The sequence below is a fragment of the Pseudomonas sp. PONIH3 genome, assembly GCF_002934345.1.
GTDB lineage: Bacteria > Pseudomonadota > Gammaproteobacteria > Pseudomonadales > Pseudomonadaceae > Aquipseudomonas > Aquipseudomonas soli.
The window spans coordinates 5,316,573-5,342,879 of record NZ_CP026386.1 but is presented as its reverse complement, the minus strand read 5'-3'; the positions used below and the strand labels follow the sequence as shown (position 1 = coordinate 5,342,879).

Genomic DNA, 26,307 nt, shown 5'->3' with positions numbered 1-26,307 from the left:
TGCAAGCCTAGGCACAGCTGATGAACATCCTGTGACACAGGCGCCACAGGGCACTTGCCAGATCTGCCAGATCCGCGCCAGCCCACGCGAATCAAGGCTTTCGATCTGGTCTACGCTGTAGTTCCAGGGCCTTGGGCCTGCCACCCGCCCCCGCCCCTTACATCAAACTGTCACGCAACAGGCCTACCTTGGCGCAAGGTTTGCTGACCTAGACCAAGGGGTCGCAAGCACCGCTTCAGTTCATAACAACGAATGCAAGGCACCCACCAAAGGAGCTTCGGATGAAAAAGTTGTTCATGGCGTCACTGCTCGGTTCGGCCATCGCTTTTTGCACCTCGGCCATGGCCCAGGACCTCAAGGCCCTTGAAGACGCCGCCCGCAAGGAAGGTACGGTCAACAGCGTGGGCATGCCCGATGCCTGGGCCAACTGGAAAGGCACCTGGGAAGACCTGGCGAAAAAATACGGCCTCAAGCACAGCGACACCGACATGAGCTCGGCCCAGGAAGTCGCCAAGTTCGATGCCGAGAAGGACAACGCCAGCGCCGATATCGGCGACGTCGGCGCGGCCTTCGGCCCGATCGCGGTCGCCAAGGGCGTGACCCAACCCTACAAGCCAAGCACCTGGGACCAGGTCCCGGCGTGGGCCAAGGACCAGGACGGCCACTGGGCGCTGGCCTACACCGGCACCATCGCCTTCATCATCAACAAGGACCTGGTGAAGGAAGAGGACCGCCCAAGCACCTGGCACGACCTGGAAAAGGGCAAGTACAAGGTCGCCATCGGTGACGTAGGCACCGCCGCCCAGGCCGCCAACGGCGTGCTTGCCGCCGCCATCGCCTACAAGGGCGACGAGAAGAACATCGAGCCGGGCCTGCAGCTGTTCACCAAGCTGGCCCAGCAGAAGCGCCTGTCGCTGGCCAACCCAACCATCCAGACCCTGGAGAAAGGCGAGGTGGAAGTGGGCGTGGTGTGGGACTTCAACGGCCTGAGCTACCGCGAACAGATCGACCCGAAACGCTTCGAGGTGCTGATCCCCTCCGATGGGTCGGTCATCTCCGGCTATACCACCATCATCAACAAATACGCCAAGCACCCGAACGCGGCCAAGCTGACCCGTGAATACATCTTCAGCGATGCCGGCCAGACCAACCTGGCCATCGGCCACGCCCGACCGATCCGTGCCGAACACCTGAAGCTGCCGGCGGATGTACAGGCCAAGCTGCTGCCCAACGAGCAGTACAAGGCCGCCCAGCCAATCAAAGATGCTGCGGCCTGGGAAGCGACCTCCAAGGCCCTGCCACAGAAGTGGCAGGAGCAGGTGATCATCGAGATGGAGTAAGCGCCATCCACCTCGTGGGAGCATCGGCGCACCGCCACTCCCACGAGGCCCCGTTTCCCCTGGAGCCAACATGTCACACAACGTCATCCTGGTCCTGCTCGACGGCCTCAACCACCAGGTGGCCCATCACGCCATGGGCCACCTGCACGCCTATGTCGAGGCCGACCGCGCCGCGCTGTACCGCGTGGAGTGCGAGCTGCCGTCGCTGTCGCGACCACTTTACGAATGCATTCTCACCGGTGTACCGCCAATCGACAGCGGCATCGTGCACAACAACGTCAACCGCCTGTCCAACCAGCGCAGCGTGTTCCACTACGCCCGCGAGGCCGGCCTGGGCACCGCGGCGGCGGCCTACCACTGGATGAGCGAACTGTACAACCGCTCGCCGTTCGACCCGCTGCGCGACCGCCACACCCACGCGCCGAAGCTGCCGATCCAGCATGGCCTGTTCTACTACGCCGACCACTACCCCGATTCGCACCTGCTGGCCGACGCCGAATACCTGCGCCGTCGCCATGCGCCGAATTTCCTCCTGGTGCACCCGATGAACATCGACGACGCCGGCCATCGCCATGGCCTGGACAGCAGCCAGTACCGCAACGCCGCGCGCAGCGCCGACATCCTGCTGGCCGACTACCTGCCGCGCTGGCTCGAGGAGGGCTACCAGGTGCTGGTCACCGCCGACCACGGCATGAACAACGACCGCTCGCACAACGGCCTGCTCGCCGAGGAGCGTGAAGTGCCGCTGTTCGTGTTCGGTGAAGCCTTCAGCCTCGACCCTGCGGCCAAGCCGCTGCAGACCGAGCTGTGCGGCACGATCTGCGAACTGCTCGGCGCCGCCCACGACAAACCGGTCTGCCGGGAGCTGCTCAAGTGAATGCAAGCCATCGCGGCCGCTACCTGGCCCTGCTCTGCCTGCTGCCGTTCGCCGTGTTCTTCATCATTTTCCAGATCGCGCCGCTGGCCTGGGTTGCGATAAACAGCCTGCAAAGCGAGAGTGGCTGGGGGCTGGCCAACTTCAGCAAGATCTTCGCCTCGAAGTTCTACCTGCAAGCGTTGCAACGCAGCCTGGAGATCAGCTTCTGGTCGAGCCTGTTCGGCATCGTCATCGCCACGTTGGGCGCCTATTCGCTGCGCCAGGTCGACTCGAAACTGCGCGACTTCGTCAGCGCCTTCGCCAACATGACCAGCAACTTTTCCGGCGTGCCCCTGGCGTTCGCCTTTATCATCCTGCTCGGCTTCAATGGCGCGCTCACCCTGCTGCTCAAGCAGATGGGGCTGCTCGGCGACTTCAGTATCTACTCCAAGACCGGCCTGATCCTGGTCTACACCTACTTCCAGATCCCCCTGGGCGTATTGCTGCTCTACCCCGCCTTCGACGCCCTGCGCGAAGACTGGCGTGAGTCCGCCGCGCTGCTGGGCGCCAACCATTGGCAGTTCTGGCGGCACATCGGCCTGCCCGTGCTTACCCCGGCGCTGCTTGGCACCTTCGTCATCCTGCTGGCCAACGCCTTGGGCGCCTATGCCACCGTCTACGCCCTGACCACCGGCAACTTCAACGTGCTGCCGATTCGCATCGCCGGTCTTGTCGCCGGCGACATCAGCCTCGACCCGAACCTGGCCAGCGCCCTGGCGATGGTGCTGGTGGGCCTGATGACCGTGGTCACGGTGGCCCATCAATGGCTGCTCAAGAGGAGCTACCATGCGCGCTGAAAACAAACGCGGCGGGCTCTACCACCGCGCGGTGGTCTACCTGCTGTTCCTCATCCTGCTGCTGCCACTGGCCGGCACCCTGCTCTATTCGCTGGCCACCAGCTGGTCGGCGACCCTGCTGCCCAGCGGGCTGACCATCAAGTGGTATGTGGCACTGTGGAGCGAACCGCGCTTTCTCGCCGCCTTCGGACAGTCGCTGCTGGTGTGCGTGGGCGCGCTGGTGCTGTCTGTGGTGCTGATCCTGCCGCTGTTGTTCGTGGTCCACTACCACTTCCCCAAGCTCGACGCCTTGATGAACGTACTCATCCTGCTGCCCTTCGCGGTGCCGCCGGTGGTGTCCGCGGTGGGCTTGCTGCAACTCTATGGCAGCGGGCCGATGGCCATGGTCGGCACGCCGTGGATCCTGATCGGCTGCTACTTCACCATCGCCCTGCCGTTCATGTACCGGGCGATTACCAACAACCTGCAGGCGATCAACCTGCGCGACCTGATGGACGCCGCGCAACTGCTCGGCGCCAGCACCTGGCAGGCGGCGTTCCTGGTGGTGCTGCCGAACCTGCGCAAGGGCCTGATGGTGGCGCTGCTGCTGTCGTTCTCGTTCCTGTTCGGCGAGTTCGTGTTCGCCAACCTGCTGGTGGGCACCCGCTACGAGACCTTGCAGGTGTACCTGAACAACATGCGCAACAGCAGCGGCCACTTCAACAGCGCCCTGGTGATCTCCTACTTCGCCTTCGTGCTGGTGCTGACCTGGGTTGCCAACCGCCTGAACAAGGACAAGACCTGACATGAGCTTCGTCAGCGTACAGAAACTGCAAAAGAGCTACGCCGGCAGCCCGGTGTTCGAGAACATCGACTGCCAGATCGAACGCGGCGAGTTCGTCACCCTGCTCGGCCCCTCCGGCTGCGGCAAGTCCACGCTGCTGCGCTGCATCGCCGGGCTGACCCCGGTGGACAGCGGGCGGATCCTGCTCGACGGCCAGGATATCGTGCCGTTGAGCCCGCAGAAGCGCGGCATCGGCATGGTGTTCCAGAGCTACGCACTGTTCCCCAACATGACCGTGGAACAGAACGTCGCCTTCGGCCTGCGCATGCAGAAGGTCAAGGCCGACGAAAGCCAGGCACGGGTGCGCGAGGTACTCGACCTGGTCGAGCTGGGCAGCTTCGCCGGGCGCTACCCGCACCAGCTGTCCGGCGGCCAGTGCCAGCGCGTGGCCCTGGCCCGCTCGCTGGTCACCCGCCCGCGCCTGCTGTTGCTCGACGAGCCACTGTCGGCGCTGGATGCGCGTATTCGCAAGCACCTGCGCGAACAGATCCGCGCCATCCAGCGCGAGCTGGGGCTGACCACCATCTTCGTCACCCATGACCAGGAAGAAGCGCTGACCATGTCAGACCGCATCGTCCTGATGAACCAGGGACGCATCGTCCAGAGCGGCGATGCCGAAACCCTCTACACCGCGCCCGTGGACCTGTTTGCCGCCGGCTTCATCGGCAACTACAACCTGCTCGACGCCGACAGCGCCAGCCGCCTGCTGCAACGCCCGGTGGACGCGCGCCTGGCGATCCGGCCAGAGTCGATCACCCTGAGCCTGAACGGCGAGCTGGATGGCGAGATCCGCAGCCACAGCCTGCTGGGCAACGTGATCCGCTACCGCGTCCAGGTACGCGGCGTGGAACTGGTGGTGGACGTACTCAATCGTTGCGCCAGCGATCTGCACGCGGACGGACAACGGGTATCCTTGTCGATCGACCCCACGGCGCTACGGGAAGTGGCCTAAGGAGATTCAACGCATGGCACTGGCAATTTTCGATCTGGACGAAACCCTCATCCACGGCGACTGCGCGTCGTTGTGGAGCAAGCAGATGGCCCGACTGGGCTGGGTCGATGGCAAGAGTTTCCTCAAGCGCGACCATGAACTGATGGAAGCCTACGGCAAAGGCCACCTGCAGATGGAGGACTACATGGCCTTCAGCCTGGAGCCGATCGCCGGGCGCACCCTGGAAGAGGTGGAGCACCTGGTCGAGCCCTGGGTCGAGGATGTGATCGAGCCGATCATCTACGGTGATGCGTGCCGCTGCATCGCCGAGCACCGCCAGCGTGGCGACAGGGTCCTGATCATCTCGGCCAGCGGTGCTCACCTGGTCGGCCCGATCGCCGCGCGCCTGGGCGTGGACGAATACCTGGCCATCGAACTGGAAGCGGTCAACGGCGTGTTCACCGGCAAGACCCACGGCGTGCTCACCTACCGCGAAGGCAAGATCACCCGCCTGCTGGAGTGGCTCGACCAGGAACAGGAAAACCTCGAGGGCGCGAGCTTCTATTCCGACTCGCGCAACGACCTGCCGCTGTTGCTGAAGGTGGATCACCCCCATGTGGTCAACCCGGACCCGGTGCTGCGCGAGCACGCGCAAACCAACGGCTGGCCCATTCTGAGCTGGTCTTGAGTATGATCGGGGGCAGCTGAACAGAACAACAAGGGTTGCCCCATGCGTGCCCTCGCCGCCCTCAGCCGCTTCGTCGGCAACACCTTCGCCCTGTGGGTGCTGGTGTTCGCCTGCCTAGCCTTCCTTCAGCCGCAGTGGTTCGTCGCCCTCAAGGTCGCCATCGTGCCGCTGCTGGGCCTGGTGATGTTCGGCATGGGCCTGACCCTCAAGCTCGACGACTTCGCCGCCGTCGCCCGCCAGCCTTGGCGGGTGGCGCTGGGGGTCATGGCGCATTTCGTGATCATGCCCGGGGTGGCCTGGCTGTTGTGCCAGCTGTTCCATCTGCCGCCGGAAATCGCCGTGGGCGTGATCCTGGTCGGCTGCTGCCCGAGCGGCACGGCGTCGAACGTCATGGTGTGGCTGTCCAGGGGCGACCTGGCACTGGCAGTGGCGATCGCCGCGGTGACCACCCTGCTCGCCCCGCTGCTCACCCCGGCGCTGATCTGGTTCCTCGCCTCGGCGTGGCTGCCGGTCTCGTTCATGGACATGTTCTGGTCGATCCTGCAGTTGGTGATGCTGCCGATCGTGCTCGGCGTGCTCGCCCAGCGCCTGCTCGGCGCCCGGGTGCACTTGGCGGTGCAGGTGCTGCCGCTGGTATCGGTGGTAAGCATCGTGATGATCGTCTGCGCGGTGGTGGCGGTCAGCCAGGCGAAGATCGCCGAATCGGGGCTGCTGATCATGGCGGTGGTGGTGCTGCACAACAGCTTCGGCTTCCTGCTGGGCTACCTGACCGGCAAGCTGTGCAAGCTGCCGCTGGCCCAGCGCAAGGCGCTGGCACTGGAGGTGGGCATGCAGAACTCCGGATTGGGCGCGGCCCTGGCGTCGGCGCACTTCTCACCCCTGGCCGCGGTGCCCAGTGCGCTGTTCAGCGTATGGCACAACATCTCCGGGGCTTTGCTGTCGACGTGGTTCCGGCGGATGAAGGAGCCTGCGCCCGAGGTTGAGAACATCGTATCTGCCAGAAATTGATGTTGCCTGACCCGGCCTCATCGCAGGCCTGCCGGCTCCCACACCGACCGCATGAAGCCAGCCATGCGCTAACCCTGTGGGAGCCGGCTTGCCGGCGATGAGGCAACCACCGATCCTTGAAACTTGCCCCAGCCTCGGCAAATGGGCACTATAGTGCGCACTGTGAGGACGGCCTCACGACGCTGTGCGTGAACATACCGGGGACGGCCCCATCTTTGATAACGATGGAGACTCACCATGTCCTGGATCATCCTGTTCTTCGCCGGCCTGTTCGAAGTCGGCTGGGCTGTCGGCCTCAAGTACACCGACGGCTTCACCCGCCCCCTGCCCACCGTGCTGACGGTCGGCGCCATGGTCATCAGCCTCGGCCTGCTGGGCCTGGCCATGAAGGAGCTGCCGCTGGGCACCGCCTATGCCATCTGGACCGGCGTCGGCGCGGTCGGCACGGTGATCGCCGGGATCATCCTGTTCGGTGAATCCATGGCGCTGATCCGCCTGGCCAGTGTCGCCCTGATCATCACCGGCCTGGTCGGCCTGAAGGTCAGCGCCAGCTGACCTTCCTCCGTTACCCCTAGCGAACGTCGCCGCGCAGCAGGCTCACCTGCTCGCGCAGCGCCTCGGGCTGCGCCGCCTCCACCGGGATGGCGGCGCCGGCCACCAGGGTCACCCGCGACCACAGGCGCTTGAAGAAGCCTTTGTTCGGGTCGCGGCTGAAGAAGCTGCCCCACAACCCCTGCAACGCCAACGGGATCACCGGCACCGGCGTCTCCTGCAGGATGCGGTTCACCCCGCCCTTGAACACATCGATCTCGCCATCCGCGCTCAGCTTGCCCTCAGGGAAGATGCACACCAGCTCGCCATCGGCCAGGTACCGGGCGATGCGGGCGAAGGCGCGCTCGTAGGTGGCCTCGTCCTCGCCGCGCCCGGCAATGGGGATGGCGCCCGCGGTGCGGAACACGAAATTGAGCACCGGCAGGTTGTAGATCTTGTAGTACATGACAAACCGGATCGGCCGGCGGATCGCGCCGCCGATCAGCAGCGCATCGACGAACGACACATGGTTGCACACCAGCAACGCCGCGCCTTCGTCGGGAATGCGCTGCAACTCACGGTGCTCGACCCGGTACATCGAGTGGCTGAGCAGCCAGATCAGGAAGCGCATGGTGAATTCCGGCACGATGCGGAAGATGTAGGCATTGACCGCGATGTTGAGCAGCGACACCACCAGGAACAGCTGCGGGATGCTCAGCTTGGCAAGGCTCAGTAGAACGATGGTGATGATCGCCGACACCACCATGAACATCGCGTTGAGGATGTTGTTGGCGGCGATCACCCGGGCCCGCTCGCCCTCCGCGGTGCGCGCCTGGATCAGCGCGTACAGCGGCACGATGTAGAAGCCACCGAAAATACCCAGGCCGACAATCGACAGCATGATCCACCAGGCCTGGCTCATGGCCAGCAAGGTCAGCCAGTCATGGGGCACGGCACCGACCGGGACATCCCCCGAGTGCCACCACCAGAGCAGGCCGAACAGGGTCAGGCCGAACGAGCCGAACGGCACCAGGCCTATCTCCACCTTGCGCCCGCTCAAGCGCTCGCACAGCAGCGACCCGACGGCGATGCCTACCGAGAACAGGGTCAGCACCAGGGTGACCACGGTCTCGTCGCCGTGCAGCCAGTCCTTGGCGTAGGCCGGGATCTGCGTGAGGTAGATCGCGCCGACGAACCAGAACCACGAGTTGCCAACGATCGAGCGCGATACTGCCGGGGTCTGGCCCAGGCCCAGGCGCAAGGTCAGCCAGGACTGCTTGAAGATGTTCCAGTCCAGCTTCATCTGCGGCGCGGCAGCAGCGGCGCGGGGGATCCAGCGGCTGGCCAGGTAGCCCAGCACCGCGGTGCACACCACCCCGGTGGCGGCCAGCACCGCGTACTGGTTGGAGGACATCAGCATACCGGCGCCGATGGTGCCGGCCAGGATCGCCAGGAAGGTGCCCATTTCCACCAGGCCGTTGCCGCCCACCAGTTCCTCCTCACGCAGGGCCTGGGGCAGGATCGAGTATTTCACCGGGCCGAACAGCGCCGAGTGGGTGCCCATGGCGAACAGCGCCACCAGCATCAGTTCCAGATGATGGGTGACGAAACCGGTCGCGCCGATGGCCATGATGACGATCTCGGCCAGCTTGATCGCACGGATCAGGCGGTCCTTGGCGAACTTCTCGCCGAACTGCCCGGCCAGCGCCGAGAACAGGAAGAACGGCAGGATGAACAGCAAGGCGCACAGGTTGACCCAGATCGAGCGGTCGCCTTCCAGGCTCAGCTTGTAGAGGATCGCCAGGATCAGCGACTGCTTGAACAGGTTGTCGTTGAAGGCACCCAGCGACTGGGTGATGAAGAACGGCAGGAAGCGCCGCTTGCCGAGCAGGGTGAATTGCGAGGGGTGACTCATCGTCCTTGTACCTGGTTGGGCTTTGTCATTGGAGGCACGCTCAGCGCCCGAAGCCACAAATCTGCACGGGAATGCACGATAAAGGCAAGCCCGTTGCCTAGCCTGGTCGCTAGTAGCGGCCAGCTCCTGATCGAACTGCATCGCCAGCTTGAGACGCCCAACCTGGAGTTCTCGCAGAACGGGCATCTGTGCCTGAGCTGCAACGACAACCCGCTTGGCTTCAAGCTGACTTGCGAGCTGACCCGCACGAGCGATTTCCGCTTGCTGATCGAGCACGGCGTGCACCTGCCGCAGCTCACCGTATTGCTCGACGCCGTGCACACACTGGCCGAGCAGCACGACGACAATTTCAATCTACCTACCCCGGTACAGATCCAGACGGAGCACTGACATGGACCTTTTCGCCCTTATCCTGCTGGCCGCACTGATCGGCGTACCGCTGATCGTCATCAGCCTGTACAACGGCATCGTCGGTAACCATAACCGCGTCAAACGCGCCTGGGCCAATGTGCTGACTTATGAGCGGCAGAAGACCAAGGTCCTCGATGCGCTGCAGGAGCAGGCTGGTCTGTACCGCGATCATGAGCAAAGCGTGCTGGCCGGGATCACCCGCCTGCGCAGCGCCATTGCCGAACTGCCTGTGGAAGCGGACGGCAAGATCCTGGCCAAAGCCGAGGGCGCCACCCGTTCGTTGCTCGGTGGGCTGCGCGTGGCCTTCGAGGCCTACCCCGAGCTCAAGGCCTCGGAGCTGATGAACAACCTCATGCGTGAAATTGCCGAGCAGCAAGAGAACGTCGGCGCGGCCATCGTGATTTTCAACGGCGAGGTGGAGCGCTTCAACAACAGCATCCAGATGTTCCCAGGGTCGCTGGTCAACAGCGTGATGAACAAGCATTCGGCCGTCACCCCATTCACCGATGACCAAGCCACCAGCGCCTTCGACTACACCCCTAACCTGTGAAGCCGCTCAGCGCTGGGCAATGCACGGCGACACGAACAGCTCGCCGCGCCAGGCCCCGCGCAAGGTTCGGCTGGCCACCAGCGCCCAGAGTATGGCCAAGGCCACCACCAGCACCTGGCCGAATACGCTGAAGAAACTCAACTGCAGCCAGCCCGCCAACTTCAGCGTGGCCAGGCAGTACACGCCAAGCGGGAAGGTGAACCCCCACCAGCCCAGGTTGAACGGCATGCCCTGGCGCATGTAGCGCAGGGTGATCAGCACCGCCGTCAGCAACCACCACAACCCGGCGCCCCACAGCACGATCCCGGCCACCAGCCCCAGCCCACGCGCCACCTCACCGAGACCGCCCAGGCCATTGGCGGCGAACACCGCTGGCGCATCGCCACCGAGCACCAGCATGCCCAGCGCGCCGGTACCGATCGGGCCCAGCGCCAGCCAGCTGGAGGCGGCCATGTTGGCCGGCGGCAGCTTGTGCAGGGCCATGCGCAACATGAGGATGGTGAGGATGCTGAACGCCACCGGCAGCGAAACCGCCCACATCACATAGCTGGTGATCACCACCAGGAACTGCCGGTGCGCATCCACCAGGTGCGGCGCCAACAGCCCGCCACTGGCGGCGGCGACCTCCGCAGCCACCACTGGCAGCAGCCACACCGCGGTCATCTGGTCGATGCTGTGCTCCTGGCGGGTGAACATCAGGTAGGGAATCGCCACGCCGCATAGCAGCGCCAGGCCCACGTCCAGCCACCAAAGCATTTCAACCCACGGCACCACGCCCTCGCCCCAGCGCGCCAAGCCGAATACCAGGGCACCGTTGAGGATGGTGGCCAGGCCCATGGGGATGGTGCCGAAGAACATCGACACGGTGGAGTGCGCGAAAATCCGCCGCGCCTCATCGAAGAACATTACCCAGCGGGCGCCGTACAGGACACAGAACAGGGTAAACAGGCCAATGGTCAGCCACCACAGGCCCTCGGCCACGCAGTCCAACCCCGGCACCTGGACCTGATGGAAGGCCAGCGCCAGCACGCCGGTACCCATGGTCGCGGCGAACCAGTTGGGGGTGAACTGGCGGATAACTTCGCGGGGGTGGGCCAACTGGCTGAACGGGCGCCAGGAAGGCGCGCGGGTCTGGGTGCATGGCATAAGCTGTCTCCTGCCCTTGTGTAAGGTATGAATATCTTATGCCTGGAAAGAATATCTATATAACGGGTAATTTCTCTATCTGTTATCGATTTCAAAGATATAGCAGCCCGGCCCGCACTTGACATATGCTTGACCGCTGACAATGACAAGGATCAGTCGATGCTACGCGCCCTCAAAGGCTACCCCGCTGCGGTTCGCCTGCTGTTGTTCACCACCTTCACCTTGACCATGGCCCGGGCCATCACCCTGCCCTATCTAGTGGTGTACCTGTCAACGCACCTGGGCCTGTCGGTCGGCCAGACCGGCCTGCTGGTCGGCGGCGCGATGCTCCTGGCCTCCATGCTCAGCCTCTATGGCGGACACCTGGTCGACACCCTGCACAGTCATACCCTGATCGTCGCCTGCACCCTGGTGTTCGCCGTGGCCTTCCTCGGCATCGTGGCCAGCACTTCGGCTGCACTGTTCTTCTGCTTCCTGGTGATCGCCTACCTGGCCCAGACCGTGGTGGACATTGCCGCCAAGGCCGGGTTCTGTGCCTTGCTGCCGGAGAACCAACGCGGCGAAGTGTTCGCCATCAAGTACACCTTCAACAACATCGCCTGGGCCGCAGGGCCGATGCTGGGGGTGCTGCTGATCGAGGCGGACGACCACCTGCCGTTCGTGGTTTCGGCCCTGATCGGCCTCAGCCTGAGCCTGGTCTATTACCGCCTTGGCGAACGCAACTTGCTGAGCCTGCGCGAGGAAAGGCCGGCAGCGGGCTTCACCCAGGTCGCCCTGGGCATGCTGCGCGACCGGCGCCTGGTGTGCTTCACTTTGGGCGGCGTGCTCAGTGCAGTGGTGTTCGGCCAGTTCACCGCCTACCTTTCGCAATACCTGGTAGTGACCCTGAACGATCCCGCCGAGGTGGCGCGTCTGGCCGGCTACCTGGTCACCACCAATGCCCTGGCAGTAATCGGCCTGCAGTACCTGATCGGCCGACGCATCACCCGTCAGCACCTGATGCCCTGGCTGATGGCAGGCATGGCCATGTTCGTTGCCGGATTGCTAGGGTTCTCGGTGGCCGCTTCGGCGCCGGCATGGTGCCTGGCCATGCTGGTATTCACCCTGGGCGAGATCATCGTGATTCCGGCCGAATTCATGTTCATCGACCTGATCGCGCCGGAGCATCTGCGCGGGGTTTATTATGGCGCGCAGAACCTCTCCAACCTCGGCGCTGGGCTCGGGCCGATCCTGGTAGGGCTGGCACTGGGGCATGTGGTGCCGGTGACGGTGTTCTACCTGTTGATCGGGTCGGTGCTACTGGCGGCGGTGTTCTACTGGATGGGCATACGCAGGGCCCGCCAGGCTTAGTTGGCAATACTGGCCCATCGCGGGCCCTGCGACGTCCTGCCACTGCGACCATCGTCGGCGCTGACGAACCGCGCCCTGCGTGCCAGACTGATTGATCGGGACCGCGTTTTCTTTTTTGCTCCGGAGTTTGCATGTCGTTGTCCAGCGGGCTGATCGCCGTGGTCGCCCTGGCCTATATGGCCATCATGTTCGCCATCGCCTTCTACGGCGACCGCCGCAGCACACCGTTGCCGCCGCGTCTGCGCGCCTGGGTGTACAGTCTGTCGCTGGCCGTCTACTGCACCAGCTGGACCTTCTTCGGCGCGGTCGGCCAGGCCGCCGAGCAGCTCTGGGCGTTCCTGCCCATCTACCTGGGCCCGGTGCTGCTGCTGATCTTCGCGCCTTGGGTACTGCAGAAGATGGTGCTGATCAGCAAGCAGCAGAACATCACCTCGATCGCCGACTTCATCGCTGCCCGCTACGGCAAGTCGCAGAGCCTCGCGGTGGTGGTGGCGCTGATCTGCCTGGTTGGCGTCCTGCCGTACATCGCCCTGCAGCTCAAGGGCATCGTGCTGGGGGTGAACCTGCTGATCGGCGCCAACGCCGACGCCACCGGCAGCCGGGTGCAGGACACCGCACTGGTGGTATCGCTGGTGCTGGCGCTGTTCGCCATCGTCTTCGGCACCCGCAGCCTGGACGTCACCGAGCACCACCGCGGCATGGTCCTGGCAATCGCCTTCGAATCGCTGGTCAAGCTGCTGGCCTTCCTTGCCGTGGGCGCCTTCGTGGTGTTCAACCTGTACGACGGCTTCGACGACCTGTTCACCCAAGCCCGGCAATCCGTGCACCTGAACGACTACTGGGAAGAAACCATCAACTGGCCGTCGATGGTGGTGCAGACCGCCGTGGCGATGATGGCGATCATCTGCCTGCCGCGGCAGTTCCACGTCACCGTGGTGGAGAACATCGAGCCCCAGGACATGCGGCTGGCGCGCTGGGTGTTCCCGCTATACCTGGCCCTGGCAGCGCTGTTCGTGGTGCCCATCGCCCTGGCCGGGCAAATGCTGCTGCCGGGCGCGGTAATCTCCGACTCGTTCGTGATCAGCCTGCCGCTGGCCGAAGCCCACCCGAGCCTGGCCCTGCTGGCATTTATCGGCGGCGCCTCGGCGGCCACCGGCATGGTCATCGTCGAGGCCGTGGCGCTGTCGACCATGGTCTCCAACGACATGCTGCTGCCCTGGTTGCTACGGCGCAACAACGCCGAACGGCCATTCGAGGTATTCCGCCACTGGATGCTCTCGGTGCGCCGGGTGACCATCGTGGTGATCCTGCTGCTGGCCTATGTCAGCTACCGCCTGCTCGGCTCCACCGCGAGCCTGGCGACCATTGGCCAGATCGCCTTCGCCGCAGTCACCCAGCTCACTCCGGCCATGCTCGGCGCGCTGTACTGGAAGCAGGCCAACCGCCGCGGCGTATTCGCAGGACTGGCCGCCGGCATCTTCCTGTGGTTCTACACCCTGGTCCTGCCAATCGCAGCCCACAGCCTGGGCTGGCCACTGCAAGTGTTCCCGGGCCTGGCCTGGCTGCACGGCAACCCACTCAACCTGCCGATAACCCCGCTCACCCAGGGCGTGGTGCTGTCACTGGCGGGCAACTTCACCCTGTTCGTCTGGGTTTCGATCCTGTCGCGCACGCGGGTCTCCGAGCACTGGCAAGCCGGACGCTTCATCGGCCAGCAGACCAATGCCCGCCCCTCCAGCAAACCCTTGCTGGCAGTGCAGATCGACGACCTGCTCAAGCTCGCCGCGCGATTCGTCGGCGAAGAGCGCGCGCGGCAAAGCTTCATCCGCTTCGCCTACCGTCAGGGCAAGGGCTTCAACCCCAACCAGAACGCCGACGGCGACTGGATCGAGCACACCGAACGACTGCTGGCCGGCGTTCTCGGCACTTCCTCGACCCGGGCGGTGGTCAAGGCCGCCATCGAAGGCCGCGACATGCAGCTCGAGGACGTGGTGCGCATCGCCGACGAAGCCAGCGAAGTGCTGCAGTTCAACCGTGCGCTGCTGCAGGGGGCCATCGAGAACATCAACCAGGGCATCAGCGTGGTCGACCAGAACCTGCACCTGGTGGCCTGGAACCGCCGGTACCTCGAACTGTTCAACTACCCCGACGGGCTGATCAGCGTCGGCCGACCGATCGCCGACATCATCCGCTACAACGCCGAACGCGGCCTGTGCGGCCCGGGCGAGGCACAGGTGCACGTGGCGCGGCGCCTGCACTGGATGCGCCAGGGCCGTGCCCACTCTTCCGAGCGGCTGTTCCCCAATGGCCGGGTGATCGAGCTGATCGGCAACCCTATGCCCGGCGGGGGCTTTGTCATGAGCTTCACCGACATCACCCCGTTCCGCGAAGCCGAGCAGGCCCTGCGCGACTCCAACGAAGGGCTGGAACAGCGGGTCGCCGAGCGTACTCATGAGCTGTCACAGCTGAACCAAGCCTTGACCGAGGCCAAGAGCCGCGCCGAGGCGGTCAGCCAATCCAAGACCCGCTTCCTTGCCGCGGTCAGCCACGACCTGATGCAACCGCTCAACGCCGCCCGGCTGTTCTCCGCCGCCCTGTCGCAGCAGGCCGAAGGCATGAACGACGAAGCCCGGCAACTGGTGCAGCACATGGACAGTTCGCTGCGCTCCGCCGAAGAGCTGATCAGCGACCTGCTCGACATCTCGCGCCTGGAGAACGGCAAGGTCACCCCCGACATCAAGCCTTTCGCCCTCCATGAGCTGTTCGACACCCTTGGCGCCGAGTTCAAGGTGCTGGCCGCCGAGAAGGGCCTGGAGTTTCGCCTGCGTGGCAGCCGCCTGCAGGTCGACAGCGACATGAAACTGCTGCGCCGGGTGCTGCAGAACTTCCTCACCAATGCCCTGCGCTACGGCAAGGGTCCGATCCTGCTCGGCGCCAGACGCAAGGGCGAACGTCTTTGGCTTGAAGTGTGGGACCGCGGGCCCGGCATCGCCGACGACAAGCTGGCGGTGATCTTCCAGGAGTTCAAGCGCCTGGACAGCCACCAGACCCGCGCCGAGAAAGGCCTGGGGCTGGGCCTGGCGATCGCCGATGGTTTGTGCCGGGTGCTCGGGCACGCGCTGGAGGTACGTTCCTGGCCGGGCAAGGGCAGCGTGTTCCGCGTCAGCGTGCCCATCGCCCGCAGCCCCGCGCCCGCGACGCCCGCCCCCGTGGAACAGGCCGGCCAGCCGCTGGCCGGGCTGCAGGTGCTGTGCGTGGACAACGAAGACAGCATCCTCATCGGCATGAACAGCCTGCTCAGCCGCTGGGGCTGCCAGGTGTGGACCGCGCGCAACCAGGCCGAATGCGAGGCCCTGCTCGGCAAGGGCCTGCGCCCGCACCTGGCGTTGGTGGACTACCACCTGGATGACGGCGAGACCGGTACCGGTCTGATGGGTTGGCTACGGGCGCGCCTGGGCGAGCCAGTGCCCGGTGTCGTGATCAGCGCCGACGGACGCAACGAGACCATCGCCCTGGTCCATGCCGCAGGCCTGGACTACCTGGCCAAGCCGGTCAAGCCGGCAGCGCTGCGCGCCCTGCTCAATCGGCATCTGAGCCTGGTTCAGTAAGGACCTCGTCGCTCAGGGCGCGCTCGACCAGCTCGGCCGGCAGGCTCTTGCTGGCCCGTGCGCCGAGCAGCTTGAGCTGCTCACTGCGGCTGACCAGGTTGCCGCGCCCCTCGCACAGCTTGTTGCGTGCCGCGGCATAGGCCTTGTCGACCTGGGCCAGGCGGGCGCCGAGCTCGTCCAGGTCCTGGATGAACAGCACGAACTTGTCATACAGCCAGCCGGCGCGCTCGGCGATCTCGCGGGCGTTCTGGCCCTGGCGTTCCTGTTTCCACAGGCTGTCGATCACCCTCAGTGTGGCCAGCAAGGTGGTCGGGCTGACAATCACGATCTGCCGGTCGAAGGCCTCCTGGAACAGGTTGGGCTCAGCCTGCAGCGCCGCCGAGAACGCCGCCTCGATGGGCACGAACAACAGCACGAAATCGAGGCTGTGCAGGCCCTCCAGGCGGTTGTAGTCCTTGCTCGACAAACCCTTGACGTGATTGCGCAGCGACTGCACGTGCTGCTTGAGCGCAGCCTCGTCGTTGTTGCCGACAAACTGCTGGTAGGCCGTGAGGCTGACCTTGGCATCGACCACCACCTGCTTGTCGCCCGGCAGCATGATCAGCACGTCGGGCTGGAACCGCTCGCCGTCGGCGCTCTTGAGGCTGACCTGGGTCTGGTACTCGCGGCCCTTCTCCAGCCCCGCGTGCTCCAGCACCCGCTCCAGGATCAGCTCGCCCCAGTTGCCCTGGGTCTTCTGGCCCTTGAGTGCCTGGGTAAGGTTGGTGGCTTCGTCGGACAGGCGCAGGTTGAGCTGTTGCAGACGCTCAAGCTCCTTGCCGAGGGAGAACCGCTCGCGGGCTTCCTGCTGGTAGCTTTCCTCGACACGTTTCTCGAACGCCTGAATGCGCTCCTTGAGCGGGTCGAGCAATTGGCCCAGGTGCTGCTGGCTGGTCTGGGCGAAGCGTTGTTCGCGCTCATCGAAGATTCTGGTGGCCAGGTCGGCGAACTGGGCACGCAAGGTGTCGCGGGCTTGCTGCAAGTCTTCCAGGCGTTGCTGGTGGCTTTCCTGCTGCTCGCGCAACTCGGCCTCCAGCCGTGCGGCCTGCGCCTCCAGGCGGCGCAGCTCGGCCTCACGGTTGGCGCGCTCGAGATGCCAGGCGTGGGCGGCATCGCGGCTGTTGTCGCGGTCGATCTGCAGCAACTCCAGCTCACGTCCCTGGGCGGCCAGCTGGGTCTGCTTGACGGTGTTGGCCTCGCTGAGGTCGCTGATCTCGTCACGGCTGGCCTCCAGCTGCGCCTGCAGGCCAGCCTGGGCCAGTTGCGCGGCGGCAAGGCGCTCTGCAAGCAGTGCTTGCTCGGCCTTGCGCGCACCCTGGCCGCGCTGTACCTGCATGACCCAGCCAAGGCAAGGCACGGCACCTGCCACCAAGCCCAGCAGAATGCTGGTCAGATCCACTGTCATGCCTACCCCGATCGAACACTGATTGATGCTGCGCAGCTTATCAGGCTGCTGGCGCGGTTGCCTGTGCAGCCCTGTCGCGGGCAAGCCCGCGCCTGTTCAGGCGGGGAACCACTGACGCAACAGCCGCCGCGCCTCCTGCGAACCCTGCCCCGCCGCCAGCTCCAACCAATAACGGGCCTGTTCAGGCTCCTGGGCCTGGCACAACCGGCCAAACTCCAGCTGTGCCCGACGGTCACCGGCACGGGCCGCCTGACGCAACAGCTCATGACCGATACGCCGGTCGCGGGCATTGCCGCAATCCCGGCAAAGCATCTGCCCCAGGCGGCTTTGCGCCACCACCACGCCCTGGCGCGCCGGTTGCTTGAGCATGCGCCCGGCCAGGTGCTTGACGCTGGGCTTGTCGCCCAGGCGCGGGCTGTCGAGCAGCCACAGGGCCACTTTCAGGGAAAAGCGCTTGGGGGACGGCAGCGCTGGAGAGGCATCAGGACTGGCGAAGTGTTTACCGCGAAGCTTCATGACCAACAGCAAGGGTGACTCGAGAGGCGCGCCACTCTACTCGATTTTTTGCAAACTGGCCTGGGCGACTTTCGGCTGATCGACATTTTTTTCGATGATTTTTTCTTGACGTTTTCACGGTGAAAATGCCCATGCCAGACCGCGCCACCAATTGTCGGACAATCGATGAAACAGCTGGCACGCCCGTCCTAGAGCAAGCGCCCGGGACAATCCACAGAACCTGTGGATAAGTCGGTGGACAACCCCTGAAGGCAGCCCGCAAACCCCTGTGAAATGGGGCTTTCAGTCAAACTGTCGATTTTTTCACCAGCAAAAATTAGTGTTTTTTTTCATTGACTTAAGCCCGCAGTCAAGTCATTGGCGAGCCTTCCACAGGATGTTGCAAGTGCGTTACAAGTCTCCGGGCGAGTGTGTACAAGTGCACCATCAAACGGCACGACTGCGCCCGAAAACGGCACATCCAGGCGATTGCCGGGGCATTTACCCCTCTTCACAGCAGGTGCAATAGGCGACATAATGTTCGGCTCCCCGCAATAAAAAAAAAGCTTGCCAACCCTTGTATGTTCGCGTAGGGTTGCGCCCTGTTAGTACCCAGCTGAAGTCATTCTGGCCACTTAGTCCCTACAGCCCGGCGCTCAAGACGAGCAGGCGCTGCCCCATCGGGACCGGCCCATTCGATGATTCACTCGGCAGACCCTGCCCAGCACGAATCACGTTTTCAGATTGATCAGGATCTTCCCCGGCGCCCAGAACCCTGGTGTCGGTGTGCTGCCTGCCTTCTGTCGTACCTACCAGTCAGCCCAGCGCCACTTATTGCATGCGCCCCTCTGGCTGCCCTGTTCCAGTCAGGTTCTGCGTCTCCTTAATAAAGACGTCACTGGAACGTTTCTATTGTGCACGGATCACATACCGTGTCTTATGCAGGAACATCCAACAATATGAGTAACCATCAACAAATCCAGGCTGCCTTTGGCACCCTTTCCCAGGCCTTCGCTCCACTCAAGTGCCTTATCGTTGCCCCACGCAAGGGCAGCTTCAGCTTCACCCTGGTCGACGAATACGGTGTGGCTTGCCACAGCGAGCGTCTCTATCCGGACCAATACAACCGGGCCGAGCCGCTGCAGGCCGTGATCGAGCGTGCGCGCCAATCGTTGACCGCATGAATGAATGGCAGGTGATTCACCCCATGAATACACCCTGCACGCGCCAGCCTGAAGGTAATTGGCTTAATCGCCAGCGGGCATATGCTCCACGCCTTCTGGCTGCAATCGATTTAAAAACAGCCCTTTACACCACAGTTATCACACTACACTTCAACTCGAGCGGCACCTGCCGCTTCCGGCGGGCCTGACCACTCACCAGCTGCCAAGCTCCAGCGCCCGTCGGCCCTTTTCGTAAGAGGCCATCATGGGCATCGCTGCGAACGAGTTGAGTCGATACGTGATCCGACCGACCCTGATCTACCTGGGCCGCCACTGCGACAGCGCAGAAGCTTTGTTACTGGGCGTTGCCGCAAGCCAGTCGGGGCTGGGCGCTGCCCTGCATGACCGACGCGGCCATGGGCTTTACCGGATCGGTGAGAATCGTCACAGTTGTTTGTGGGACGAATACCTGGCCCGCGACCCCGAACTGGCCAGCCTGGTCCGCGGTCTGGCCAGTCAGCACGCCTTTCTCGGTGGCCCCCACCTCGAACTCACCGTCAACCTGCGCTACGCCACCGCCATCGCCTGGATGCTCATAGAAGAGCAGGCCACGCCGCTTCCAGCCGCCGACGATCTACTGGGCCTGGCGCGGATCTGGCGGCAGACCTTCCACCCCCAGGGGCGCCTGCGGGATTTCACCCACGCCTGGCACCAGTGCATCGAGCCGATGCTTACCCACGCCTCCTGAACAGCCACGTCCTACAACCGGAATAAACGGAATTTTGGTCGGATTGTCCTACAAAACCGCTCTATCTCCTGCGTTCTAGCCTATAGCGCAGCGCGGCATTTGTTGGTAGCGTTTCGCCCCGGAGATCCCAAGGAGTTTCTAATAATGAAAAAAGTTATGCTCAAAACCTCTCTCGGCGTTGCCGTTGCCCTCGCTTCCAGCCAATTGCTCGCCAGCGGCTTTGCCCTGAACGAACAGAGCATCAGCGGCATGGGGACAGGTTTTGCGGGTCGTTCTTCTTCTGCCGAAGATGCCAGCACCGTGTATGGCAACCCGGCGGGCATGTCCCGCCTGAAGCGCGATCAAATGACCGTCGGTGGTGCCGCGGTCATCGCCAAATCCGATATTTCCGGACGCGGCAGCAACAAAGGGGGGGAAATGGACGGCGACATGGTGCCTCTGGTCGGCGTGCCGATGGGTTACTACGTCAAGTCCATCGATGATCACTGGAGCGTCGGTTTCGGCGTCTACGTGCCATTCGGCCTGGTCACCGACTACGGCAGCGACGATGCCGCGCGCTACTGGGGCAAGAAAAGCCATGTTCAGGTCGTGACCTTCCAGCCGACCGTGAGCTATGCGTTCAACGACAAGGTCTCGATCGGTTTCGGTCCGACCATCAACCGCATCGAGGGTGAACTGGGCTCGAACCTGGCCAGCATCTCGCCGTTGCGTCCGGCCGATGGCGAAGTGAAGATCAAGGGCGACGACACCGCGGTTGGCTACAACATCGGTATCCTGGTCCAGGCCACCGACCGCACCCGCGTCGGCCTGACCTACCACTCGATGGTCGACTACAAGCTCGAAGGCAAGACCAAGGTCAGCTACCCGCTGCTTGGCCTGGACGGCAACAAGTTCGATGCCACCCTGAAGATCAAGACTCCCGAGTCGGTGGACTTCTCGGTCACCCACGAGCTTGACGACCAGTGGACCTTGTACGCAGGCAGCACCTGGACCCGTTGGAGCCGCCTGGAGAACATCACCGTCAACAACGAAGTGCCGGCAGGCCCTGCCGGGCAGTTCGCGACCATCAACGAAGAGCAGAACTGGCACGACACCTGGGCTCACGCCATTGGTGCCTCGTACAAGGTGAACAAGGAATGGGTCCTGCGTACCGGTTTCTCGGTTGACCAGTCGCCGACCAACAACACCAACCGTTCGCCGCGCATCCCCACTGGCGATCGCAAGATCTTCAGCATCGGTGCCGGTTGGAGCCCGTCCGACGACATGACCATCGACGTGGCCTACTCCTACCTGTGGGAAGAGGACACCAAGGTCAACAACCAGCCGCACAGCCCGACCGAAGCCGGCCTCAAAGGCAGCTACCAGGCCAAGTACGAAAACAGTGCCCACGGCATTGGTGCTTCGCTGACCTACCGCTTCTGAGTGTCACCCGCTGCATGAAGAAACCGCCCTCGTGGCGGTTTTTTCATGCCTGCACGGGCCATTATTTGCCCAAATCCATTTGCATGAACTTCACCTCGCACCGCAACGAGCGTGCGGTGACGCAGTAAAGTCGTCACCCGGGCCCTGGACTTCGGACGAATCCTTCGATTATGACTGTCTCTAAAAGGTGCTCAATTGCTGCCACGCAATTGCGCGCCCTCTATACTATTTCCAGCTGCAGCTGACGAAGAACTTGCACCTGGATTAAGCACCTGCAGCTCAATACCAATTTCTGACTGTCCATCATTAGCCCTTGTATTAGAACCAGGCACAGACAGATAAGCTGCATAAGCGCTACTTACAGCTTGTGCACCTTTTACAAAACCTGAAAGCACCCCAAAGCCGAATTGACTAAGGTGTAAATTTTCTTGATCGGGAATATCGTTCCATAAACCCGCTCGAGACTCCACCGCTGCGACGCCCGCCCCCACGAAATGGACGCCTGCTGCAAAAAAATTAGCAAGCGCTGCTTTGCGATTACTGCCAAGCTGTTTAAAGCCCACCAGTGCATGCCCCATGGCAGCAGCCGCTGAACCAACCGCCAATGCATATTCGTCCACCCCTAGGGCACCTGCCGGCGAGGGCGACGTACTTATGTCATAAGTTTGTGTCGAGGTCAGTATTGGGGAAGTACTTCCAGGGCTAGGGGCGGATTGGAACATATTACCTCTAAGGTTCCAACCAGGTGCGCCAATCGCCGGCAAAGTATTACGGAGAGGCGCCCGACCATTTCGATCCTGATAGTTGATCGGATCTCCAGCGCAATAGTTATATGCATTGATACCTCCCTTTGCGAACGGGCTCAACGCATCGGGAGACAAGAAACGCATCAAGCAAGGATCATAACTTCGATACCCATTACCCAAGTGATAAAAGCCCGTCGCTGCTTCACGCGCCTGACCACAATACGCCAGCCGTGGGCCAATGGCTACTGGCAATGCACCATAAGGCGGATAGCTTCGAGCAGCATCCGCCGAGGCCAGAACTGACTGTTGCTGGTCACATACTGTTAGATTTTGCATTGCCATGATGCTCTCCGCGCACGTATGACTTCAGCAAGCGTGCATCACTCAGACGCCGGAGGTAACTGGTAAAAATATCAGGTCAGCCCACCTTTCGCTCCACGTTGGACCTATTACACCGCTGCAGGAAAAGCTGCCCTTGTGGCGGTTTTTTCATGCCTGTACGGGCCATTGTTCACCCAGGCACTGTTGCAGGTATTCCATGAATATTGAGTAGATCCATGGGATGCCTGGCTGATTCGTAAGTTTCTCTTTATAAAGAACTCACCAATCAAGGTCTACAGCACCTCGCCCCCCCGTTGCTAACCTGCGCCTCCACCCCATCGTCGAGGAAGTACCATGACTGGACTCGCTACGCCGCGTCGCCGACGCAAGCTGCACCGAGGCACAACGCCCTATGTTTTTGCTTTTTACATGTCGGCTATCATGGCACTGCTGATGTGCTTCGTGATTACCGCAGCCAACGGCGGGATCGATGCCGACTACCTGCACAATGTGCTGAAGGCTTATCAACTAGCGATGCCGGTGGCGTTTTTCTGTGTCCTGATGGTTCGACCAGTAGTCCTCCGGCTGGTATCACTGACTGTACACCCTGAATAACGCCAGGCCAGACGCTCCGCGTCTATTCCTGAGCGCCTTCAAGGCTGCGAAGCAATCGCCTTGTCGATCGCCGCCTTGAACGCCGGATCATCCGGCTTGGTCAGGCTGGAGAAGTTACCGATCACCTTGCCCTTGCGATCCACCACATACTTGTAGAAGTTCCACTTCGGCGCACTGCTCTGCCGGGCCAGCTCGACAAACATCGGGATCGCATCCTTGCCACGAACAGCCTGGGTCTTGGTCATGGTGAAGGTCACGCCATAGTTGGCGTAACAGACCTTGGCGGTCTTCTCGCTGTCGGCGTCTTCCTGCTTGAAGTCGTTGGACGGCACGCCGAGCATTTCCAGGCCCTGCTCGCGGTAATCCTTGTAGGTCGCCTCGAGCCCCTCGAACTGCGGAGCGAAGCCGCAATAGCTGGCGGTGTTGATCACCACCAGCGGCTTGCCGGCAAAACGCTGGCACAGGTCGATCTGCTCCTTGCCGCGCAGCTCGGGCAGGCTGCCCTGAAGCAGCGCCGGGCAGTCCGCCGCCCAGCTCGAAGTGGCGGCGGCCAGGGCCAGCAGGGGTAGGGTCAGCCAGCGCGCATGCATGATATCGGTCTCCTGCACATGATTCCTTGAATGTGCAGGTTAGCGCTTAACACAGGCTCATGCCCAACTGCATCAGTGCCAGGCCACCCTTGTGCCAGCCCCACCACACCAGCGCCAATACCAGCACTGCGGCAACCACCAGCAGGCCGTGCCCCAACAGGCGGTTCATGCCGCCTGGGCCTGCAGGCGGGCGACCGGGCGTTCGCGCACCGGCCAGTTCAGCGCCGCGGCCAGCAGGCTGAGCAGGATCGAGATCTGCCATACCAGGTCGTAGCTGCCGGTCTGGTCATACACCACGCCACCCAGCCAGCCGCCGAGGAAGGCGCCCAGCTGGTGGAACAGGAACACGATGCCACCGAGCATCGACAGGTTGCGCACGCCGAACAGCGTGGCCACGGTGCCATTGGTCAGCGGTACCGTGGAAAGCCACAGTAGGCCCATGGCGATACCGAACAGGTAGGCGCTGAACTGGGTCACCGGCGCCCAGAGGAAGAGCACGATGACCACGGCGCGCAGCAGGTACAGGCCGGTGAGCAGGCGCGGCTTGGACATGCGCCCACCCAACCAGCCCGCGGTGTAGGTGCCGACGATGTTGAACAGGCCGACCAGCGCCAGCACGGTGGTGCCGGTAGTCGCCGGCAGGTGCTGGTCGACCAGGTAGGCCGGCAGGTGCACGCCGATGAACACCACCTGGAAACCACAGACGAAAAAGCCCAGCGCCAGCAACCAGAAACCTGAATGCGCGCAGGCTTCCCGCAATGCCTGGCCGAGGGTCTGCTCGGCGCAATGACTGGGCAGCGGGCGGTCACGCAGCATGCCTACGAACGGCACGACCAAGGCCACCAGCAGGCCCAGCACCAGCAAGGCTGTCGACCAGCCCAGCCACTGGATCAGGCCCAGGGTGCCGGGAAGCATGGCGAACTGACCGAAAGAGCCGGCGGCGCTGGCGATGCCCATCGCCATGCTGCGCTTCTCCGCCGGCACGGCGCGGCCGACCACGCCGAGGATCACCGAGAACGAAGTGCCGGACAGGCCGATGCCGATCAGCAGGCCGGCGCTGAGCGACAGCGACCAGGCCGAATCGGCAAAGGCCATCATCGCCAGGCCGACTGCGTAGAGAATGCCGCCGATGATCACCACCTTGGCCGCGCCCAGGCGGTCGGCCAAGGCCCCGGTGAACGGCTGGGCCAGGCCCCAGATCAGGTTCTGCAGGGCGATGGCGAAGGCGAATACCTCGCGACCCCAGCCGAAATCGGCGCTCATCGGCGCCAGGAACAGACCGAAACCATGCCGCACCCCCAGCGACAGCGCGAGGATCAGCGCCGCCCCCAGAAGTACCCAACCGCTGCTCCGCCAAAGGGAAGTCATTGTCGTTGTCTCCAGCCCATCGCAAGGTTGATGCGGGTATATACCCGCTTTTAATCGTCGAATATCAGGCAAGTTGCTCCAACAAGCGCACCAACTCGTCACGCTGCCCCTCACCCAGCCGCTTCACCAGTTGCGCCTGGGCCTGCTGCCAGGCCGGGTAGGCGGCATCCAGGCATGCCCTGCCCGCCTCACTCAACAGCACCACACGGTTGCGCTGGTCTTCTCCGTCGGCCAGCCGCACCAAGCCCTCGGCCTGGAGCACCTTGAGGTTGCGACCCAAGGTGCTGCGCTCCAGGCCCATGGCCTCGGCCAGGCAAGTGATGCTGGGGCGGTCGAGGCGCTGGACATGACGCAGCAGGGAAAACTGGGCGACATTGATGCCGAAGCCGACAAGGGCCTCGTCGTAATGCCGGCTCACCCCACGGGCGGCACGACGTAGATGGGTGCAGATGCATTCACTGGTCAGCATGGATACGTGTATATACCCGCATCCACAACGTTGCAAGACATTTCAGGAAGTGAGGCCAGGCAGCAGGTGTCGACGGGCTTTGAGTGCAGGCAGGTCATGCGACCCGAACCGCCCGCGGGCCCGCCACTTTTTCATCCGTACAAGATCGGCATACTCGACCAGATCACCCGGCCGGCGGCCTATTGCAACGCCAGGCCAAGCACCACCACCAGTTCCAGCAATTCGAGCAGTGCCCCGGCGGTATCCCCGGTGGCCCCACCCAACCGCTTGCACATCAACCGTCGCAGCCAGGCGAACACCAGCAGTGCCAGCAGCATTACCCCCAGCACCGGCCAGCCGCCCATGACCACGCAGAGTGCCACAGTGGCCAGCAACACCCAGATAGCGCCATGCCGCGGCAGATGCTCGGCCAGTGCCGACCCGAGCCCACCGGGGCGCACATAGGGCGTACCGAGGAACAACCCCAGCATCGCCGCGCGCCCGACCACCGGTGCCAGCACCAGCAGGCCGCCAGCCCCCCGCTCGACCAGTACCCACAGGGCACAGAACTTGAGCAACAGCACCAGTACCAGGGTGACCACGGCGATCGGCCCGCTGCGCGGATCCTTCATGATCTGCAAGGTGCGCTCGCGGTCGCCGAAGCCACCCAGCCAGGCATCGGCGCTGTCGGCCAGGCCATCCAGGTGCAGCGCGCCACTGAGCAACACCCACAGCGCCAGGAGCAAGGCCGCGTGCAGAGGGGCCGCCACGCCATCCAGCAGCTGGCTGGCCAGCCACAGCAGCAAGCCGAACAGCAGCCCCACCACGGGATAGAACAGCAGCGAACGCCCCATTTCCTGTGGCGTCGGCATACCCGACAGGCGCACCGGCAGGCTGCTGAGAAACTGCAGGGCAATCCAGAACGGCAGCATC

The 26,307-nt window shown here is 63.4% G+C and carries 26 protein-coding genes; 16 read left to right on the top strand and 10 right to left on the bottom strand.

What is annotated here, in order from left to right; genetic code table 11:
• Positions 1-281: 281 nt before the first annotated feature.
• The 8 genes from C3F42_RS24745 (at position 282) to sugE (ending at position 7,058) form a co-directional block, all read left to right on the top strand.
• Positions 282-1,340: an ABC transporter substrate-binding protein gene (locus tag C3F42_RS24745; RefSeq protein ID WP_023631598.1), complete on the top strand. Its 1,059-nt coding sequence runs from the start codon at positions 282-284 to the stop codon at positions 1,338-1,340.
• A 70-nt stretch (positions 1,341-1,410) separates the two neighbouring features.
• Positions 1,411-2,217, top strand: coding sequence for an alkaline phosphatase family protein (locus tag C3F42_RS24740; RefSeq protein ID WP_023631599.1), 807 nt, complete (start codon positions 1,411-1,413; stop codon positions 2,215-2,217).
• On the top strand, positions 2,214-3,053 hold the full coding sequence (locus tag C3F42_RS24735) for an ABC transporter permease subunit (protein WP_104445029.1): 840 nt from the start codon (positions 2,214-2,216) through the stop codon (positions 3,051-3,053). Before C3F42_RS24740 ends, C3F42_RS24735 begins: the two co-directional genes overlap by 4 nt.
• Positions 3,043-3,837 carry an ABC transporter permease gene (locus tag C3F42_RS24730; protein ID WP_094011830.1) on the top strand — a complete coding sequence of 265 codons (795 nt, stop codon included), beginning with the start codon at positions 3,043-3,045 and terminating at the stop codon, positions 3,835-3,837. Before C3F42_RS24735 ends, C3F42_RS24730 begins: the two co-directional genes overlap by 11 nt.
• A gap of 1 nt (position 3,838) precedes the next feature.
• Positions 3,839-4,828, top strand: coding sequence for an ABC transporter ATP-binding protein (locus C3F42_RS24725; RefSeq protein WP_094011829.1), 990 nt, complete (start codon positions 3,839-3,841; stop codon positions 4,826-4,828).
• Between the two features lie 13 nt (positions 4,829-4,841).
• Positions 4,842-5,495: an HAD family phosphatase gene (locus tag C3F42_RS24720; RefSeq protein WP_094011828.1), complete on the top strand. Its 654-nt coding sequence runs from the start codon at positions 4,842-4,844 to the stop codon at positions 5,493-5,495.
• A 42-nt stretch (positions 5,496-5,537) separates the two neighbouring features.
• On the top strand, positions 5,538-6,503 hold the full coding sequence (locus tag C3F42_RS24715; RefSeq protein ID WP_094011827.1) for a bile acid:sodium symporter family protein: 966 nt from the start codon (positions 5,538-5,540) through the stop codon (positions 6,501-6,503).
• A 237-nt stretch (positions 6,504-6,740) separates the two neighbouring features.
• Positions 6,741-7,058, top strand: coding sequence for a quaternary ammonium compound efflux SMR transporter SugE (gene sugE / locus C3F42_RS24710; RefSeq protein ID WP_023631604.1), 318 nt, complete (start codon positions 6,741-6,743; stop codon positions 7,056-7,058).
• A 16-nt stretch (positions 7,059-7,074) separates the two neighbouring features.
• On the opposite strand, the gene C3F42_RS24705 is transcribed toward sugE, so the two are convergent.
• Positions 7,075-8,949 (bottom strand): MFS transporter, encoded by a 1,875-nt coding sequence (locus C3F42_RS24705; RefSeq protein ID WP_104445028.1) that lies wholly within the window; start codon positions 8,947-8,949, stop codon positions 7,075-7,077.
• A gap of 93 nt (positions 8,950-9,042) precedes the next feature.
• Between C3F42_RS24705 and C3F42_RS24700 the strand changes: the two genes are divergently transcribed.
• Both C3F42_RS24700 and C3F42_RS24695 read left to right on the top strand, forming a co-directional pair.
• Complete coding sequence (locus C3F42_RS24700) at positions 9,043-9,339, top strand: hypothetical protein (protein WP_094011825.1); 297 nt, start codon at positions 9,043-9,045, stop codon at positions 9,337-9,339.
• Between the two features lies 1 nt (position 9,340).
• Entirely contained in the window at positions 9,341-9,910 is a 570-nt protein-coding gene (locus tag C3F42_RS24695) for a LemA family protein (protein ID WP_104445027.1), read from the top strand.
• 6 nt (positions 9,911-9,916) lie between these two features.
• Here C3F42_RS24695 and C3F42_RS24690 read toward each other — a convergent pair whose 3' ends face one another.
• Complete coding sequence (locus C3F42_RS24690) at positions 9,917-11,056, bottom strand: TDT family transporter (RefSeq protein WP_104445026.1); 1,140 nt, start codon at positions 11,054-11,056, stop codon at positions 9,917-9,919.
• A 159-nt stretch (positions 11,057-11,215) separates the two neighbouring features.
• Here C3F42_RS24690 and C3F42_RS24685 point away from each other — a divergent pair, with 159 nt between their 5' ends.
• The gene (locus C3F42_RS24685; RefSeq protein WP_104445025.1) at positions 11,216-12,406 is read left to right on the top strand and encodes an MFS transporter; all 1,191 of its coding nucleotides are present in this window, start codon (positions 11,216-11,218) and stop codon (positions 12,404-12,406) included.
• 131 nt (positions 12,407-12,537) lie between these two features.
• Positions 12,538-16,014 carry a NahK/ErcS family hybrid sensor histidine kinase/response regulator gene (locus tag C3F42_RS24680; RefSeq protein WP_104445024.1) on the top strand — a complete coding sequence of 1,159 codons (3,477 nt, stop codon included), beginning with the start codon at positions 12,538-12,540 and terminating at the stop codon, positions 16,012-16,014.
• Here C3F42_RS24680 and rmuC read toward each other — a convergent pair.
• Together rmuC and C3F42_RS24670 are read right to left on the bottom strand one after the other, a co-directional pair.
• On the bottom strand, positions 15,986-17,344 hold the full coding sequence (rmuC, locus tag C3F42_RS24675) for a DNA recombination protein RmuC (protein ID WP_167335936.1): 1,359 nt from the start codon (positions 17,342-17,344) through the stop codon (positions 15,986-15,988). The genes C3F42_RS24680 and rmuC overlap by 29 nt on opposite strands.
• Before the next feature lie 210 nt (positions 17,345-17,554).
• A complete protein-coding gene (locus tag C3F42_RS24670; protein WP_038707589.1) occupies positions 17,555-17,974 on the bottom strand; it encodes a tetratricopeptide repeat protein in 420 nt (139 codons plus the stop codon).
• Between the two features lie 938 nt (positions 17,975-18,912).
• Between C3F42_RS24670 and C3F42_RS24665 the strand changes: the two genes are divergently transcribed.
• The 3 genes from C3F42_RS24665 to C3F42_RS24655 all read left to right on the top strand — a co-directional run bounded on the left by C3F42_RS24665 (position 18,913) and on the right by C3F42_RS24655 (position 21,286).
• Positions 18,913-19,137 carry a hypothetical protein gene (locus C3F42_RS24665; RefSeq protein WP_023632427.1) on the top strand — a complete coding sequence of 75 codons (225 nt, stop codon included), beginning with the start codon at positions 18,913-18,915 and terminating at the stop codon, positions 19,135-19,137.
• Positions 19,138-19,381: 244 nt separating this feature from the next.
• Positions 19,382-19,864: a hypothetical protein gene (locus tag C3F42_RS24660; RefSeq protein ID WP_094011820.1), complete on the top strand. Its 483-nt coding sequence runs from the start codon at positions 19,382-19,384 to the stop codon at positions 19,862-19,864.
• Between the two features lie 144 nt (positions 19,865-20,008).
• Positions 20,009-21,286, top strand: coding sequence for an OmpP1/FadL family transporter (locus C3F42_RS24655; RefSeq protein WP_046854555.1), 1,278 nt, complete (start codon positions 20,009-20,011; stop codon positions 21,284-21,286).
• A 191-nt stretch (positions 21,287-21,477) separates the two neighbouring features.
• Here the strand turns inward: C3F42_RS24655 and C3F42_RS24650 are convergent, their stop codons facing one another.
• Complete coding sequence (locus C3F42_RS24650; RefSeq protein WP_104445023.1) at positions 21,478-22,374, bottom strand: RHS repeat-associated core domain-containing protein; 897 nt, start codon at positions 22,372-22,374, stop codon at positions 21,478-21,480.
• A gap of 333 nt (positions 22,375-22,707) precedes the next feature.
• On the opposite strand from C3F42_RS24650, the gene C3F42_RS24645 reads away from it, so the two are divergent.
• Positions 22,708-22,968, top strand: a complete 261-nt coding sequence (locus C3F42_RS24645; protein WP_094011818.1) for a DUF2798 domain-containing protein — start codon at positions 22,708-22,710, stop codon at positions 22,966-22,968.
• A 38-nt stretch (positions 22,969-23,006) separates the two neighbouring features.
• On the opposite strand, the gene C3F42_RS24640 is transcribed toward C3F42_RS24645, so the two are convergent.
• From C3F42_RS24640 to C3F42_RS24625, 5 genes are all read right to left on the bottom strand, one after another.
• Positions 23,007-23,558 carry a glutathione peroxidase gene (locus C3F42_RS24640; RefSeq protein ID WP_104445337.1) on the bottom strand — a complete coding sequence of 184 codons (552 nt, stop codon included), beginning with the start codon at positions 23,556-23,558 and terminating at the stop codon, positions 23,007-23,009.
• A gap of 46 nt (positions 23,559-23,604) precedes the next feature.
• On the bottom strand, positions 23,605-23,727 hold the full coding sequence (locus tag C3F42_RS30000; RefSeq protein WP_256586229.1) for a hypothetical protein: 123 nt from the start codon (positions 23,725-23,727) through the stop codon (positions 23,605-23,607).
• Positions 23,724-24,926 (bottom strand): MFS transporter, encoded by a 1,203-nt coding sequence (locus C3F42_RS24635; protein ID WP_094011817.1) that lies wholly within the window; start codon positions 24,924-24,926, stop codon positions 23,724-23,726. The genes C3F42_RS30000 and C3F42_RS24635 overlap by 4 nt, the downstream gene beginning before the upstream one ends.
• 64 nt (positions 24,927-24,990) lie before the next feature.
• The gene (locus tag C3F42_RS24630) at positions 24,991-25,395 is read right to left on the bottom strand and encodes a MarR family winged helix-turn-helix transcriptional regulator (RefSeq protein ID WP_023632908.1); all 405 of its coding nucleotides are present in this window, start codon (positions 25,393-25,395) and stop codon (positions 24,991-24,993) included.
• A 179-nt stretch (positions 25,396-25,574) separates the two neighbouring features.
• Positions 25,575-26,306: an adenosylcobinamide-GDP ribazoletransferase gene (locus tag C3F42_RS24625; RefSeq protein WP_038706612.1), complete on the bottom strand. Its 732-nt coding sequence runs from the start codon at positions 26,304-26,306 to the stop codon at positions 25,575-25,577.
• Position 26,307: the final 1 nt, after the last annotated feature.